This is a genomic window from Streptomyces sp. 4N124, from assembly GCF_052245395.1.
Lineage (GTDB): Bacteria > Actinomycetota > Actinomycetes > Streptomycetales > Streptomycetaceae > Streptomyces.
Genome location: NZ_JBQQBS010000060.1, coordinates 16817 through 31930 on the forward strand (window position 1 = coordinate 16817; position 15114 = coordinate 31930).

Below are 15114 nucleotides of genomic sequence, written 5' to 3' on the forward strand. Positions count from 1 at the left end.
GTGACCAGCCCCCCGCCCGTTCCGGAACAGCGGCTGCGCGATCTCGCGCGGCTGCGCCGGGTCCGTGACCGGATCGACCGGGAGTACGCGCAGCCGCTGGACGTCGAGGCGCTCGCGCGTGGCGCGCACATGTCGGCCGGGCATCTGAGCCGGGAGTTCCGGGCCGCGTACGGGGAGTCGCCGTACAGCTATCTGATGACGCGGCGCATCGAGCGGGCGATGACGTTGCTGCGCCGCGGGGACCTCAGCGTCACCGAGGTCTGCTTCGAGGTCGGCTGCGCCTCGCTGGGCACCTTCAGTACGCGCTTCACCGAGCTGGTCGGCATGCCGCCCAGCACCTACCGGCGGCTCGCGGCGAGCGCGACGGAGGGGCTGCCGGCGTGCGTGGCGAAACAGGTGACGAGGCCTGTCAGGAATCGAGAAGCGGCGCCGGTGAGCCGCCGCTAGCGTGACGTCCATGGACATCACCATTCACACGAGCTTCCTTCCGCAGGACGACCCCGAGGCGGCCCTGGCCTTCTACCGGGACGCCCTCGGCTTCGAGGTCCGCAGTGACGTCGGACAGGGCACGATGCGGTGGATCACGGTGGGGCCCGTCGGACAGCCGGACACGTGCATCCTGCTGGCGCCGCCTGACGCGGACCCCGGGATCACCGATGAGGAGCGGCGCGTCATCGCCGAGATGATGGCCAAGGGGACGTACGGCTGGATTCTGCTGGCCACGAACGATCTCGACGGTGCGTTCGAGAAGGTGCAGGGCAGTGATGCGGCGGAGGTTGTTCAGGAGCCGACTGAGCAGCCGTACGGGGTTCGGGACTGTGCGTTTCGCGATCCCGCGGGGAACATGGTGCGCATCCAGGAAGTGAAGTGAGTTGAGCTGAGGGCTCTGGTTGTCGGTTGGCTGCGGGTTCGTTGTGGCTGGTCGCGCAGTTCCCCGCGCCCCTGTCGGGGCGCTGTTGTACCGTCCCTTGATTTGGAGACACGATGACGCCGCATGCTGCTGACCTGCACGACATGATCCGTGTGCATGGTGCCCGCGAGAACAATCTCAAGGACGTCAGTATTGAGATACCCAAGCGGCGGCTGACGGTGTTCACCGGGGTGTCCGGGTCGGGGAAGAGTTCGCTGGTGTTCGACACGATCGCGGCGGAGTCGCAGCGGCTGATCAATGAGACGTACAGCGCGTTCGTGCAGGGCTTCATGCCGAATCTCGCGCGGCCCGAGGTCGATGTGCTCGATGGGCTGACGACTGTGATCAGCGTGGATCAGCAGCGGATGGGTGCCGATCCGCGGTCCACGGTCGGTACCGCCACCGATGCCAACGCGATGCTGCGGATCCTCTTCAGCCGGCTCGGCAAGCCGCACATCGGGCCGCCCAGCGCGTACTCGTTCAACACCGCCACGGTCAGGGCGGCCGGTGCGATCACCGTCGAGCGGGGCAACAAGACCAAGGCGGAGAAGGCGACGTACCAGCGCACCGGGGGGATGTGCAATCGCTGCGAGGGCCGGGGCAAGGTCTCCGACATCGACCTCACGCAGCTGTACGACGACTCCAAGTCGCTCGCCGAGGGAGCGTTCACCATCCCGGGCTGGAAGTCGGACAGCCAGTGGACCGTGCAGCTCTACGCCCAGTCCGGCTTCGTCGACCCGGACAAGCCGATCCGCCGGTACACCAAGAAGGAGATGCACGCCTTCCTCTACGGGGAGCCGGTCAAGATCAAGGTCAACGGCATCAACCTCACCTACGAAGGGTTGATCCCCAAGATCCAGAAGTCGTTCCTGTCCAAGGACAAGGAGGCGATGCAGCCGCACATCCGGGCGTTCGTGGAGCGGGCCGTCACCTTCACCATCTGCCCCGAGTGCGACGGCACCCGGCTCAGCGAGGGGGCCCGGTCGTCGAAGATCGAGAAGATCAGCATCGCGGACGCCTGCGCGATGGAGATCCGCGACCTGGCCGAATGGGTCCGCGGTCTCAAGGAGCCGTCGGTGGCGCCGCTGCTCACCGCGCTGCAGCAGAGCCTCGACTCGTTCGTGGAGATCGGCCTCGGCTATCTCTCGCTGGACCGGCCCGCGGGCACGCTGTCCGGCGGTGAGGCGCAGCGCGTCAAGATGATCCGCCACCTCGGGTCCTCGCTCACCGATGTCACGTACGTCTTCGACGAGCCCACCATCGGCCTGCACCCCCATGACATCCAGCGGATGAACAACCTGCTGCTGCGGCTGCGGGACAAGGGCAACACCGTGCTCGTCGTGGAGCACAAGCCGGAGGCGATCGCGATCGCCGACCACGTCGTCGACCTCGGCCCCGGCGCCGGTACGGCGGGCGGCACCGTCTGCTACGAGGGCACCCTCGACGGGCTGCGGGCCTCCGGCACCATCACCGGGCGCCATCTGGACGACCGGGCCGTGCTGAAGGAGACGGTGCGGACGCCGAAGGGTGCGCTGGAGATCCGCGGCGCGACCGCGAACAACCTCCAGGGCGTCGACGTCGACATCCCGCTCGGGGTGCTGACCGTCGTCACCGGCGTCGCCGGCTCCGGCAAGAGCTCGCTCGTGCACGGCTCGATCCCCGCCGACGAGGGTGTCGTGGCGGTCGACCAGACGCCGATCCGCGGCTCCCGGCGCAGCAACCCGGCGACGTACACCGGACTGCTCGACCCGATCCGCAAGGCCTTCGCCAAGGCCAACGGCGTGAAGCCGGCGCTGTTCAGCGCGAACTCCGAGGGCGCCTGTCCCACCTGCAACGGCGCCGGCGTCATCTACACCGACCTGGCGATCATGCAGAGCGTCGCCACCCCCTGCGAGGACTGCGAGGGCAAGCGGTTCGACGCGTCGGTGCTCGAGTACCGGCTCGGCGGGCGGGACATCAGCGAGGTGCTGGCGATGTCGGTGACCGAGGCCGAGGAGTTCTTCGGTGCGGGCGAGGCACGTACGCCCGCCGCGCACACGATCCTCGACCGGCTCGCCGACGTGGGGCTCGGCTATCTCACCCTCGGCCAGCCGCTCACCACGCTGTCCGGCGGCGAGCGGCAGCGGCTCAAGCTGGCCACGCACATGGGCGACAAGGGCGGTATCTACGTCCTCGACGAGCCGACGACCGGCCTCCACCTCGCCGACGTCGAGCAGCTGCTCGGCCTCCTCGACCGGCTTGTCGACTCCGGCAAGTCCGTCATCGTCATCGAGCACCACCAGGCGGTCATGGCGCACGCGGACTGGATCATCGACCTCGGACCGGGTGCCGGGCACGACGGTGGCCGAATCGTGTTCGAAGGGACCCCCGCCGATCTCGTCGCGGATCGCTCCACTCTCACAGGTGAGCACCTCGCGGAGTACGTCGGAGGCTGACCGGCGAGCGGCCGGTGCGGAAGGGGAAACCCTGGCCGACTTGGCCTGAACCGATCCCTGAACTGAGCGTCAACCACCCCCCTGAGCTGCGGTGATGAGTCTCTCTTCGATAACGTCTGAGTGATCATTCGGTGGAGTGTGGAACGTATTAACAGGAGCCATGCGTTCCTGGTGACGTAGCCGAGCGGACGTCTGGCGGAAGCGGATCTACATCCACGGGGGTGGCAGTTCGGCGTACGCGCATGTGCGCCGGGGAGAGACGACGAAGGGGCCGCGCACCATGGCTGGACTCGCCGAATCCGGGTCGAACCCCGACGTCGAGCTGCTTTACGACATCAATGGCCTGGCCAAGGACGCGCCCCGGTGGTTCGACCGGGGTGTGGAATTCCTCGGTGAGTTCGGGCTGCTGATCGCGATGGTGCTGCTGGTGCTCTGGTGCTGGTGGGCTGTGCGGCGGCGGGGTGGGGAGGATGCGGCTTCTTCTGTCGCCGCGTTGGTGTGGGCGCCGCTCGCTGCGGGGATCGCGGTGCTTGTGAATGTGCCGATACGGGGATTTGTGGAGCGGCGTCGGCCCTTTCTCGATCATCAGGGGCTGGACGTTCTGGTGGGCGGGAAGACCGATTTCTCCTTTGTGAGCGATCACGCGACGATTGCCATGGCCATGGGGGTCGGGCTGTTCGTGGCGAACAGGAAATTCGGTGTTGCGGGGATCTTGCTGGCCTTTGTTGAGGGGTTTTGCCGGGTTCTTATGGGTGTGCACTATCCGACGGACGTCGTGGGTGGGTTTGCGCTCGGTACGGCCGTGGTGTTGCTGTTGTCGCCGCTTGCGATGGCTTTGCTGACGCCGGTGATGAAGGCGGCTGAGGGGTCGGGCAGGGCGTCTTGGCTTATCAGGGGGCGGGGGAGAGCCGCGGGGACTGAGCAGGCGGTGATTCCGGGGGCGCGGAGTGAGGCTGCTGATGCCGCTGAACGGGACCTGGCTGCGTAGCTGAGCGGCGTTGGGGCTGGGCGGGGGTGGGTCGCGCGGCCCGGCGCTTGCGGGGTGCCGCCTGCGCCCACCCGTGCCGCCCTAGGCGGCACGAATGCCCGCAGCTGGAGCGGACCGGCTGCCCGCAGCTTGGCGGGACGGACGCCCGCAGCTTGCGCGGCGACTTGCTTACAGCGCCTGTGGGTATGTGAAGAACCTCTTCGGGTCGTACTGCCTCTTCAGTTGCTGGAGGCGGGGGGCCGCGTCGCCGTAGTACGCCTTGCGCCAGTTCCTCAGGGTTGCGTCCGTGTAGTTCTGGTAGGCCGCGCCGGAGGCGTACGGCTGCATTGAGGTGTGGGCCGCGGTGAGCCAGGTCTGGGAGGTCGTGCCGGAGGTGCCTGCTCGCCAGGAGGCGACGTACTGGGCCAGCATGCGGGAGCGGCGGTGGACGAAGGCTGTGGTGGTGGGGGAGACGCGGTTGACGGCGCCGCCGAGGGCCGTGACCTGGATGCTGCCGGCGCCTCCTCGGACCGAGGTCAGCTGGGACAGGAGCTGCTGGATGCCGGCCGTCGGGAGTGAGGCGTCGAAGAAGTCCGACTTCGCCGCGTATGTCTCGCGGTTCAGGGCGCCTTCGGGGGAGCGGCCGGGGGTGGAGCCGGGAAGGTGGCACTGGGCGTCCGACGCGAAGGACGAGCAGCCCGCGTAGAGCTCCATCGAGGCCTCGTAGGAGCGGCGCTTGAGGGAGACGCTGGTGGCCGGGGAGCCTATTCGGTCGGCCAGTCGGTCCACCGCGTTCTGCAGTTCGCCGTAGGTGCCGAGGGAGAACGCCGCGACGGAGATGGTCGGGGTGCCGCCCGCCGCGTTGGCCAGGTGCAGGGAGGACCAGATCTCGTCGGGCTGGCTCGGACCCCACTCCTGCCAGGCCCGTACCACCGCCGCCGCCTTCGACCACGGCCAGCTCAGATACGCCGACACCGCCTGCGGGGCCGGGTGGGTCTTGAACCGCAGCTCCGTCACGACACCGAAATTGCCGTTGCCCGCGCCGCGCAGCGCCCAGAACAGGTCCTTGTTCTCGGAGGCATTGGCCGTCAGCTGCTTGCCGTCCGCCGTGATCAGCGTCGCCTGCGTGAGGCTGTCGCAGGTCAGGCCGTACGCCCGGGAGACCACGCCATGGCCGCCGCCCAGGGTGAGGCCCGAGATTCCCACCGTCGGGCACGAGCCCCCGGGGACCGTCACGCCCTTGGCCGTGAGCGAGCGGTAGACGTCGATCAGCTTGGCGCCGGCGCCGACCACGGCCGAACCGCCGCTCGCGCGGACCCGGCTGAGCTTCGACACGTCGACGATCAGACGGCCGTCGCCGGACGACCAGCCGGCGTACGAGTGGCCGCCGTTGCGGATCGCCACCCGGAGGTCGTGGGCCTGGGCGTAGGCGAGGGCCGTACGGACGTCGTCCGCGTGCGCCACATACGCCACCGCGACCGGCTTCAAGCTGTCGAAGCGGGTGTTGTAGAGCTGGTGGGCCGCCTTCCACTGCTGCTCGCCGGGGCGGACCAGGGTGCCGTCCAGGTCCTCGGCCAGGCCGGACCAGTTCTTCGCGGCAGCGGGCAAGGCGCCGGTGGAGGTGGACATGCCCGTGGTGGCGGCGGCGGTGGTGGTGCGGGTCGCGCCCGAGGTGCCCCCGCCGCTGCACGCGGCTGCCGTCAGCCCTGCGAGCGCGGCCGCGCCGCCTCCGATGAACGTACGCCGTTCCATGTGCGCCTCCCGTCGGCTTCCGTGGAGCGAGACGGGACCCCGGAGTCTCGGGTTCCACAACAGGCCGTCTGTGACAAGAACGCGGTCATGTCACAGAACACAGGACACAGGATGCCGGAGTACGGCCCGACGTGCCGGAACAGCGTCACTACCCGAATGCGTTCGCGTGCCCCTGCGCATCCGTCCTGGCCTGGCTGCGGGCTCTGCGGGCCGGGCCGCGCCAGCCGCAGCTGCAACGCGCTACGCAGAACTTGCCTTGGTCAACCGTTGTTGTCCGATGATCCGGGTGTGCCTGGCGGGAATCCAGGCCGTCGTACTGCGCCACGCCCTCCACCGTACCCAGCGCGGGCAAACGGTTTCTCCGCTCGCCGTCCGTCTTCGGTCAGCGTGACGAGGCCACGGACCCGTCGTTATCCGGAACGACAGGGGGCCCGGGACGGACGTAGCGGCTGGGGGTAGGCAGGCGATGGCGGAGCGGCAGCGGCGACAGTGGCGGACAGCGGCGGGGGTCGCGGGACTCATGGTCTGTGCGTGCGCCACCGGGTGTTCCGGCGGAGCCGCCGCGGAGGACGCGCGTGCGGCCGCCGATCCCGTCGAGACCCTGCACCGGGCCGCCGACCGGCTGGTGGACGCCGGCAGCGCCCAGGCCCGTACATCCATGGAGATGGCCACCGGCGGGACCCGCGTCACCATCCGCGGAGAAGGGGTCTACGACTTCTCCCGGCAGCTCGGGCGGCTGAAGGTGCTGCTTCCGCAGGATCCGGCGGGGAGCCGGGAACACCGGTCGATCACCGAGCTCCTCGCGCCCGGCGCGCTGTTCATGAAGAACCGGGGGGCCGGGGTCCCCGCCGACAAATGGGTGCGCGTGGACACCGCCACGCTGTCCGACGGCAACCTCGTCACCGGCGGCGCCACGGACCCGTTCGCCGCCGCCGAGCTGCTGCGCGGGACGCGGGCGGCGACGTATGTGGGGGAGACCGAGGTCGCGGGCACCGCCGTGCGGCACTACAGGGGCACCGCCGATCTCGCGGACGCGGCGCAGGAGGCCTCGGAAGGAAACCAGAAAGCGCTCAACGCGGCGGCGAAAGGGTTCGCCAGGGCCACCGTGCCGTTCGACGTCTACCTCGACGAACAGGGGCGCATCCGCAAGATCCGGCACCGGTTCAGCTTCGTCAACGGACAGCAGCAGAACACGGTCGCGGTCGCCTCGACGACGCTGCTGTACGACTTCGGGGCCCCCGTCGACGTAGAACTGCCGGCGGCCGGGGACATCTACGCCGGGAAGATCGCCGAGGAGTGAGCGGGGGCTTACGGGGAAGCCGAGCGGAAAGATGCGCGGAAGCATGACGGGCGTCAAGAACTAGCCCTTCCGTGCCATGCGCGTTGTGTAGGCCGCTCCCTACTCTAGGAAGTCGGTGACGGCAGAGAAGAGGTGATGCACGTGGCTCCGGTCGGCGGTACGGCAGTTCAGGACCACGTGGCCCTCGCCGAGATCGAGCTGTGCGGAGACCTGATCATCGCGGCGTCCGCCGCCGAGGACCGGCTCAGCCTTGAGAGCATCGACGAGGTGCTGAAAGTGGCCGAAACGCGTGAGCGCTCCGCTGGGGGCCAGTAGGTCTCTGCGGGTCCGTTGTGGCTGGTCGCGCCCACGCGGCGGAGCCGCAAATTTGATACAGCCCCGCGCCCCTTTGGGGCGCGGGACCATCACGTACGCGACAAGAGTCACGTGCGTAGCAGGCGGGCGATTGCCTTCGTTGCTTCCTCCACCTTTGCGTCGATCTCTTCGCCGCCCTTGACGGCGGCGTCGGCGACGCAGTGGCGTAGGTGCTCCTCCAGGAGCTGCAGGGCGAAGGACTGCAGGGCCTTGGTGGAGGCGGACACCTGCGTGAGTATGTCGATGCAGTAGACGTCCTCGTCGACCATGCGCTGCAGGCCACGGATCTGGCCCTCGATCCGGCGCAGGCGCTTGAGGTGCTCGTCCTTCTGCTTGTGGTAGCCGTGGATCCCGCGGTCGTGGTCGGTGACCACGGCCGGGGTGGCCTCGGAGGGCACTCCCGCGCCGGCCTCGGTGGTCGTCATCGCGTCCTCCAGACACATATACCCCTACTGGGTATATCGTACCGAACTTTGCTGGGTATAGGGCTGTTGGCCCATGCCGCAGGCAGAAGCCAGGACCGAACCCTTGTTACGCCCCTGTGTGGATCAGTCTCCGCGATGGGTGACACTGGGGGACGGCCCATTAGCCATGGCCGGATGATGTGCCTAGCATCAGCCTGACCGAAACCGAAGCATCTTGAGGACCCCACGTGCGCTTTCGTCTGACCCCCAGGGAGACGAGCTTCTACGACATGTTTGCCGCGTCCGCGGACAACATCGTCACGGGCTCGAAACTCCTGATGGAATTGCTCGGGGCGGACACCGCCGGCCGGGCCGAGATCGCAGAGCGTATGCGGGCCGCGGAACATGCGGGTGACGATGCCACACACGCGATCTTTCACCAGCTGAACTCCTCGTTCATCACGCCGTTCGACCGTGAGGACATCTACAAGCTCGCTTCATGCCTCGACGACATCATGGACTTCATGGAGGAGGCCGTCGACCTCGTCGTCCTCTACAACGTGGAGGAACTGCCCAAGGGTGTCGAGCAGCAGATCGAGGTGCTGGCGCGGGCGGCCGAGCTGACGGCCGAGGCGATGCCGAGTCTGCGGACGATGGACAACCTCACCGAGTACTGGATCGAGGTCAACCGGCTGGAGAACCAGGCCGACCAGATCCACAGAAAGCTTCTTGCTCATCTCTTCAACGGCAAGTACGACGCGATCGAGGTGCTGAAGCTCAAGCAGATCGTGGATGTGCTGGAAGAGGCGGCGGACGCGTTCGAACATGTGGCGAACACGGTGGAGACCATCGCCGTGAAGGAGTCCTGAGCCCACGCCATGGACACCTTCGCGCTGGTCGTGACCGTCCTGGTCGCGCTCTTCTTCACGTACACCAACGGCTTCCACGATTCGGCGAACGCGATCGCCACGTCGGTGTCGACGCGTGCGCTGACTCCCAAGGCCGCGCTGGTGATGGCGGCGGTGATGAATCTCGCCGGTGCCTTTCTGGGCAGCGGGGTCGCCAAGACCGTCAGTGAAGGGCTGATTCAGACACCCGAGGGGTCGAAGGGGATGGGGATCCTCTTCGCCGCGCTCATCGGGGCGATCACCTGGAATCTGGTCACCTGGTACTACGGGCTGCCGTCGTCGTCCTCGCATGCGTTGTTCGGTGGCATGGTGGGGGCCGCGCTGGCGGGTGGGACCACCGTCTACTGGGACGGGGTGCTGGAGAAGATCGTCATTCCGATGTTCGTGTCGCCGGTGGTGGGGCTGGTGGTCGGATATCTGGCGATGACGGCGATCATGTGGATCTTCCGGCGGGCGAATCCGCACAAGGCCAAGCGGGGGTTCCGGATCGCGCAGACGGTGTCCGCGGCGGGGATGGCTCTGGGGCACGGTCTGCAGGACGCGCAGAAGACCATGGGCATTGTGGTGATGGCGCTGGTCATCGCCGATGTCGAGGACTACGGCGATCCGATTCCGGTGTGGGTGAAGATCGTGTGTGCTGTGATGCTGTCGCTCGGTACGTATGCCGGGGGGTGGCGGATCATGCGGACGCTGGGGCGGAAGATCATTGAGTTGGATCCGCCGCAGGGGTTTGCGGCGGAGACGACCGGGGCGTCGATCATGTTCACTACGGCGTTCTTGTTCCGGGCGCCGATTTCTACGACGCATGTGATCACGTCGGCGATCATGGGTGTGGGGGCGACCAAGCGGGTCAATGCCGTGCGGTGGGGTGTTGCCAAGAACATTGTGCTGGGGTGGTTCATCACCATGCCGGCGGCTGCGGTGGTGGCTGCGGGGGCGTTTGGGGTTGTGAACCTGGCGTTTCTGTAGCGGTCCCGTGGGTGGGGGTTGCTGTGGGGGTGGGTCGCGCAGCCCGGCGCTGACGGGGTGCCGCCTGCGCCCACCCGTGCCGCCCCAGGCGGCACGCATGCCCGCAGCTTGCGGCACGTATGCCGCAGCTGGGCGGGGCAGCGGCCTGCCGCCTGCTGGGTGGGCGCCGTCCTTGCGGCACGCATGCCCGCAGCTTGCGGCGCGCGGCCCGCAGTCTGGCGGACGGCACAACGACGACGGGCCCGCCCCCCGTTGCCGGGGGGCGGGCCCTTATCGGCCTCGCGGTGGCACCGCCATGCAGCACCGCGAGGGGTCTGTCAGCCGAAGCGGCCGGAGATGTAGTCCTCGGTGGCCTGGACCGACGGGTTGGAGAAGATGCGCTCCGTGTCGTCGATCTCGATGAGCTTGCCGGGCTGGCCGACGGCGGCGAGGTTGAAGAAGGCGGTGCGGTCGGAGACGCGGGCGGCCTGCTGCATGTTGTGCGTCACGATGACGATCGTGAAGCGTTCCTTCAGCTCGCCGATCAGGTCCTCGATGGCGAGGGTGGAGATGGGGTCGAGGGCCGAGCAGGGCTCGTCCATCAGCAGCACGTTCGGTTCCACCGCGATCGCCCTCGCGATGCAGAGGCGCTGCTGCTGTCCACCCGACAGGCCCGAACCCGGCTTGTTCAGGCGGTCCTTGACCTCGTTCCAGAGGTTGGCGCCCTTGAGGGACTTCTCGACCACGTCGTCCAGCGCGGACTTCTTGTACGAGCCGTTGAGCCTCAGTCCGGCCGCCACGTTGTCGTACACCGACATCGTGGGGAAGGGGTTCGGACGCTGGAAGACCATGCCGACCTCGCGCCGCACGGACACCGGGTCGACCCCGGAGCCGTACAGGTTCTCGTCGTCGAGCATGACCTTGCCCTCGACCCGGCCGCCCGGCGTCACCTCGTGCATGCGGTTGAGCGTGCGCAGGAACGTGGACTTGCCGCAGCCGGAGGGGCCGATGAAGGCGGTCACGGAGCGGGGCTCGACGGTCATCGAGATGTCTTCGATGGCGCGGAAGGAGCCGTAGTAGGCGTTGAGCCCGCTTACGTCAATTCGCTTGGCCATGGGTATCACTGCTTCTTTCGGGAAATCTGAGATCGGTCGCTGTATGGCCGCGTCAGCGACCGGTCTTCGGCGCCTTCCAGCGGGCGATGCCGCGGGCCGCCAGGTTCAGGATCATCACGAAGGCGATCAGCGTGAGGGCCGCGGCCCAGGCACGGTCATAGGCCGCACCCGAACCGGCGCTGTTCTTGAACTGCTGGTAGATGTACAGCGGCAGCGACGCCTGCGCACCCTCGAAGGGGTTGTTGTTGATGAACGGGTTGCCGAACACCAGCAGCAGTACGGGCGCGGTCTCACCGGCGATACGGGCCACCGACAGCATGATGCCGGTGGTGATACCGCCGATCGCGGTCGGCAGGACCACCTTCAGGATGGTGCGCCACTTCGGAATGCCCAGCGCCAGTGACGCCTCGCGCAGCTCGTTCGGGACGAGCTTGAGCATCTCCTCCGTGGAGCGGACCACGACCGGCATCATCAGGATCGTCAGCGCGAGCGCGCCGGCGAAGCCGGAGAAGCCCATGTCCAGGATCAGCAGGAGGCTGAGGATGAACAGACCGGCGACGATCGACGGGATACCGGTCATCACGTCGACGAAGAAGGTGACGGCCCGGGCGAGGTTGCCACGCCCGTACTCCACCAGGTAGATCGCGGTGAGCACACCGATCGGCACGGCGATCAGAGTGGCGATGCCGACCTGCTCGAGGGTGCCGATGATGGCGGCGTAGATGCCGCCGCCCGGCTCGGTGTCGGCGACGACGCCCATCGAGTGGCTGAGGAAGTATCCGTCGAGCACCTTGGTACCGCGCTCGACGGTGGCCCAGATCAGCGATGCGAGCGGCACCACGGCGAGCAGGAAGGCGACCCAGACGAGCGAGGTCGCGATGCGGTCCTTGGCCTGGCGGCCGCCCTCGACCCGTCCGGCGATGACGAACGTACCGAGGACGAAGAGGATCGCGGCGATCAGACCCCACTGGATCTTGCTGTCGATCCCGGTGGCCAGGCAGAGGCCGACGGAGACGGCGACGGAGCCCGCGGCCAGCACCCACGGGAACCACTTCGGCAGCCGGTCACCCTGCAGGGTGGAGCCGGGGCGCTTGTCGTTGATGGCGGTGGTGCTCATGCGTTGGCCCCCGAGAACTCCTTGCGACGGGCGATGATCATGCGCGCCGCGCCGTTGACCAGCAGGGTGATGACGAACAGGACCAGACCGGAGGCGATGAGCGCGTCCTGGCCGAACTCGTCCGCCTCGGGGAACTTGGCGGCGATGTTCTGGGCGAAGGTGCCGCCACCCGGGTCGAGCAGGCTGCCGTGGATCAGGAAGTCCGGGGAGAGCACCGTGGCGACGGCCATCGTCTCGCCGAGCGCGCGGCCGAGGCCCAGCATCGAGGCGGAGATCACGCCGGAGCGCCCGAACGGCAGCACCGACATGCGGATGACCTCCCAGCGCGTGGCGCCGAGGGCCAGCGCGGCCTCCTCGTGCATCTGCGGAACCTGGTTGAAGACCTCACGACTGACGTTCGTGATGATCGGCAGGATCATGATCGCGAGGAGGATGCCGACGGTGAGCATCGAGCGCGCGGGGCCTTCTTCCCAGGAGAAGATGCCGGTCCAGCGGAAGTAGTCGTTCAGCCAGCCGAAGAGGCCGTCCATCTGCGGTACGAGGATCAGGGCGCCCCACAGGCCGTACACGATGGACGGTACGGCGGCGAGCAGGTCGATCACGTACGCGATGGGGCCGCTGAGCCTGCGCGGGGCGTAGTGGGTGATGAACAGCGCGATGGCGACGGCGATCGGTACCGCGATGGCCATGGCGATGATCGAGGAGACCACCGTGCCGTAGGCCAGGACCGCGATGCCGAAGACGGGCGGCTGCGTGCCGGTGTTCCACTCGAAGGTCGTGAGGAAGTTGCCTTCGTCCTCGCTGATGGCGATGGCGGCACGCCAGGTGAGGAAGACCGCGATCGCGGCCATGATCGTCAGCAGGAAGATGCCTGACCCTCGGGCGAGACCGAGGAAGACCCGGTCTCCGGGGCGGGTGGCACCGCGGGCGGCACGCTTGCGTTCGGCCTCGGTCGGCTGGGGTGCGGGGGGAGGTGTGTCTTGTGTGGCTATGTCCATCGGGTTCTCCGGTCTGCGGAGCCACACTCGGCGTACGGCTCCATGGCGGCGGTGCACCGGACGGTGCGGCCCGGCCCCTCAGTGGGACCAGGCCGCACGCTCAGGTCAGCTCAGGCCCGCGATGGTGGTGCGGACCTTGGTGATGATCTCGTCGGGGATCGGGGCGTAGGAGTTGTCGGCGAGAATGCCCTGACCCTCCTCGCTGGCGATGTAGGTCAGGAACGCCTTGACGGTGGGCAGCGTCTCCGCCTTGTTGCCCTTGTCGCAGACGATCTCGTAGGTCACCAGGGTGATCGGGTAGGCGCCGTCGGCCTTGGTGTTGTAGTTGATCTCGAGCGCGAGGTCCTTGCCCGTGCCGACGACCTCGGCGTCCGCGATGGCGGCCGTGGCGCTGTCGGAGGAAGCCTTGACCGGCTCAGCGGCGCCCGTGTCGATGGCGACGGTCGACATCTCCTTGGCGTAGGACTCCTCCATGTAGCTGATCGCGCCGGAGGTCTGCTTCACGCTCTGCGCGACGCCGGAGGAACCGGACGCGGCCTGGCCGCCCGGAGCGGCCCACGCCTTGCCGTCCCCGTAGGTCCAGTCCGCCTTGGCGGCGGCACCCAGGTACTTGGTGAAGTTGTCCGTGGTGCCGGACTCGTCCGAGCGGTGGAACGCCTGGATCTTGGTGCTGGGCAGCTTGGCGTCGGGGTTCAGCTTCTTGATCGCCGCGTCGTCCCAGGTCTTGATCTTGCCGCTGAAGATCTTGGCGATCGTCGGCGCGTCCAGGACCAGGTTGTCGACACCCTCGACGTTGTACGCGAGGGCGATCGCGCCGCCGACCATCGGGAGGTCGATGCCCTGGCCGCCGGAGCAGACCTTCTTGGACTCGGTGACCTCTTCGGGCTTCAGCGCGGAGTCCGAGCCGGCGAAGGCGACCGTGCCCTGGTTGAACGCGGTGATACCGGCGCCGGAGCCGCCGCCCTTGTAGTTGATCTGGACCTTGCAAGCAGCCGAGAACTGCTTGACCCAGGCGTCGATAGCGTTCTTCTGCGCGGACGAGCCATCGGCGAGCAGCTGGCCCTTGGCGTCGTCACACTTGATCGAACCGGCCTGGGCGTTCGTGGTGGCGTCGCCACCGTTGCTGTTGCCGGTGTCGTCCGAGCCGCACGCCGTGAGGGCCAGGGCGCCGGAGAACGCGATCGCGCCGAGAGCGAGAGCCCGCCGGTTCTTGCGCTGAAGCTTCACTTGAGGGAGTTCCTTCCAGGAGCCGCCGTCCTGAATCGGCGGCGTGCGAAAGACTGGTTGAAACGGGCGCGTAATCGAGGCGCACCCGTCATCAGGTAAGGCCGAAATTAGGCAGATCAGGTGAAGCCGCCAATGGCTGAAAATGAACGGAGGGTGAACCCCTGCCGTCGGTGTGGTTAGGTCACGGAAGGCTCACGTTGTGGACACGGGACGATTCCGGACTATGCCAGGCGAAGGGCGTCCAGCAGGGCGTCCACCAGGGTGCGGTCCCTCGGCTGGGTGAGCCGGTCGCGGGCGGACGTCGGGGAGAGCCACAGCAGGCGGTCCACTTCGTCGTTGGGGGTGAAGGTGCCGGGTCCCGCCTCGGCCGCCCAGTAACGCACCTGCTTGGGGCGGCCGGCCGTGAAGTAGTGGGCGGTGGGCAGCTCGGCGCCCGGTACCGCGCGGTAGCCCGTCTCCTCCGCCACCTCGCGCACGGCGCCCGCGAGCGGTTCCTCGTCGCGCTTGAGCTTGCCCTTGGGGTGGGACCAGTCGTCGTATTTCGGGCGGTGCACGAGACATATCTCCAGTTCACCGTCGACCGGCGAGCGGCGCCACAGGACGCAGCCGGCCGCCTGGACGATGCCGTCGTTCGTGTGAGTCACCGGGGCTCCACCGCCTCCTCGAAGGTACGCGTGCG

15 protein-coding genes are annotated in these 15114 nt (G+C 67.9%); 8 read left to right on the top strand and 7 right to left on the bottom strand.

The annotated features are described in order from the left end of the window. The 4 genes from ACTWQO_RS39620 to ACTWQO_RS39635 all read left to right on the top strand — a co-directional run bounded on the left by ACTWQO_RS39620 (position 1) and on the right by ACTWQO_RS39635 (position 4333). The gene (locus ACTWQO_RS39620) at positions 1-447 is read left to right on the top strand and encodes a helix-turn-helix transcriptional regulator (RefSeq protein ID WP_328361938.1); all 447 of its coding nucleotides are present in this window, start codon (positions 1-3) and stop codon (positions 445-447) included. Positions 448-457: 10 nt separating this feature from the next. Then, positions 458-871, top strand: coding sequence for a VOC family protein (locus ACTWQO_RS39625; protein WP_443242227.1), 414 nt, complete (start codon positions 458-460; stop codon positions 869-871). A gap of 113 nt (positions 872-984) precedes the next feature. Then, positions 985-3345: an ATP-binding cassette domain-containing protein gene (locus tag ACTWQO_RS39630; RefSeq protein WP_443242228.1), complete on the top strand. Its 2361-nt coding sequence runs from the start codon at positions 985-987 to the stop codon at positions 3343-3345. Between the two features lie 280 nt (positions 3346-3625). Continuing rightward, entirely contained in the window at positions 3626-4333 is a 708-nt protein-coding gene (locus ACTWQO_RS39635) for a phosphatase PAP2 family protein (RefSeq protein WP_443242229.1), read from the top strand. Positions 4334-4501: 168 nt separating this feature from the next. On the opposite strand, the gene ACTWQO_RS39640 is transcribed toward ACTWQO_RS39635, so the two are convergent. After that, positions 4502-6064: an FAD-binding oxidoreductase gene (locus tag ACTWQO_RS39640; RefSeq protein WP_443242230.1), complete on the bottom strand. Its 1563-nt coding sequence runs from the start codon at positions 6062-6064 to the stop codon at positions 4502-4504. Positions 6065-6530: 466 nt separating this feature from the next. Between ACTWQO_RS39640 and ACTWQO_RS39645 the strand changes: the two genes are divergently transcribed. After that, positions 6531-7364, top strand: coding sequence for a hypothetical protein (locus tag ACTWQO_RS39645; protein ID WP_443242231.1), 834 nt, complete (start codon positions 6531-6533; stop codon positions 7362-7364). 135 nt (positions 7365-7499) lie between these two features. After that, a complete protein-coding gene (locus ACTWQO_RS39650) occupies positions 7500-7679 on the top strand; it encodes a hypothetical protein (protein ID WP_443242232.1) in 180 nt (59 codons plus the stop codon). A gap of 107 nt (positions 7680-7786) precedes the next feature. On the opposite strand, the gene ACTWQO_RS39655 is transcribed toward ACTWQO_RS39650, so the two are convergent. Then, the gene (locus ACTWQO_RS39655; RefSeq protein WP_246886631.1) at positions 7787-8143 is read right to left on the bottom strand and encodes a metal-sensitive transcriptional regulator; all 357 of its coding nucleotides are present in this window, start codon (positions 8141-8143) and stop codon (positions 7787-7789) included. A gap of 227 nt (positions 8144-8370) precedes the next feature. Between ACTWQO_RS39655 and ACTWQO_RS39660 the strand changes: the two genes are divergently transcribed. Next, the gene (locus ACTWQO_RS39660) at positions 8371-8991 is read left to right on the top strand and encodes a DUF47 domain-containing protein (protein ID WP_210582535.1); all 621 of its coding nucleotides are present in this window, start codon (positions 8371-8373) and stop codon (positions 8989-8991) included. A 9-nt stretch (positions 8992-9000) separates the two neighbouring features. Next, positions 9001-9999: an inorganic phosphate transporter gene (locus ACTWQO_RS39665; protein WP_443242233.1), complete on the top strand. Its 999-nt coding sequence runs from the start codon at positions 9001-9003 to the stop codon at positions 9997-9999. A 317-nt stretch (positions 10000-10316) separates the two neighbouring features. Here the strand turns inward: ACTWQO_RS39665 and pstB are convergent, their stop codons facing one another. The 5 genes from pstB to ACTWQO_RS39690 all read right to left on the bottom strand — a co-directional run bounded on the left by pstB (position 10317) and on the right by ACTWQO_RS39690 (position 15079). Continuing rightward, a complete protein-coding gene (gene pstB / locus ACTWQO_RS39670) occupies positions 10317-11093 on the bottom strand; it encodes a phosphate ABC transporter ATP-binding protein PstB (protein ID WP_443242234.1) in 777 nt (258 codons plus the stop codon). Positions 11094-11145: 52 nt separating this feature from the next. Continuing rightward, entirely contained in the window at positions 11146-12210 is a 1065-nt protein-coding gene (gene pstA, locus ACTWQO_RS39675; RefSeq protein WP_443242235.1) for a phosphate ABC transporter permease PstA, read from the bottom strand. Beyond that, complete coding sequence (gene pstC / locus ACTWQO_RS39680; RefSeq protein WP_443242236.1) at positions 12207-13208, bottom strand: phosphate ABC transporter permease subunit PstC; 1002 nt, start codon at positions 13206-13208, stop codon at positions 12207-12209. The genes pstA and pstC overlap by 4 nt, the downstream gene beginning before the upstream one ends. A gap of 105 nt (positions 13209-13313) precedes the next feature. Further along, on the bottom strand, positions 13314-14435 hold the full coding sequence (pstS, locus tag ACTWQO_RS39685; RefSeq protein ID WP_443242237.1) for a phosphate ABC transporter substrate-binding protein PstS: 1122 nt from the start codon (positions 14433-14435) through the stop codon (positions 13314-13316). A 221-nt stretch (positions 14436-14656) separates the two neighbouring features. Beyond that, on the bottom strand, positions 14657-15079 hold the full coding sequence (locus ACTWQO_RS39690) for an NUDIX hydrolase (protein ID WP_443242238.1): 423 nt from the start codon (positions 15077-15079) through the stop codon (positions 14657-14659). Positions 15080-15114 lie beyond the last annotated feature (35 nt).

Bases quoted from the DNA above. Each gene is read 5' to 3' on its own strand.
- ACTWQO_RS39630 (WP_443242228.1), top strand. From the start codon at position 985: ATGACGCCGCATGCTGCTGACCTGCACGACATGATCCGTGTGCATGGT.
- ACTWQO_RS39650 (WP_443242232.1), top strand. From the start codon at position 7,500: ATGCACGTGGCTCCGGTCGGCGGTACGGCAGTTCAGGACCACGTGGCC.
- ACTWQO_RS39645 (WP_443242231.1), top strand. From the start codon at position 6,531: ATGGCGGAGCGGCAGCGGCGACAGTGGCGGACAGCGGCGGGGGTCGCG.
- ACTWQO_RS39665 (WP_443242233.1), top strand. From the start codon at position 9,001: ATGGACACCTTCGCGCTGGTCGTGACCGTCCTGGTCGCGCTCTTCTTC.
- ACTWQO_RS39625 (WP_443242227.1), top strand. From the start codon at position 458: ATGGACATCACCATTCACACGAGCTTCCTTCCGCAGGACGACCCCGAG.
- ACTWQO_RS39655 (WP_246886631.1), bottom strand. From the start codon at position 8,143: ATGACGACCACCGAGGCCGGCGCGGGAGTGCCCTCCGAGGCCACCCCG.
- ACTWQO_RS39640 (WP_443242230.1), bottom strand. From the start codon at position 6,064: ATGGAACGGCGTACGTTCATCGGAGGCGGCGCGGCCGCGCTCGCAGGG.
- pstB (WP_443242234.1), bottom strand. From the start codon at position 11,093: ATGGCCAAGCGAATTGACGTAAGCGGGCTCAACGCCTACTACGGCTCC.
- ACTWQO_RS39635 (WP_443242229.1), top strand. From the start codon at position 3,626: ATGGCTGGACTCGCCGAATCCGGGTCGAACCCCGACGTCGAGCTGCTT.
- pstC (WP_443242236.1), bottom strand. From the start codon at position 13,208: ATGGACATAGCCACACAAGACACACCTCCCCCCGCACCCCAGCCGACC.
- pstA (WP_443242235.1), bottom strand. From the start codon at position 12,210: ATGAGCACCACCGCCATCAACGACAAGCGCCCCGGCTCCACCCTGCAG.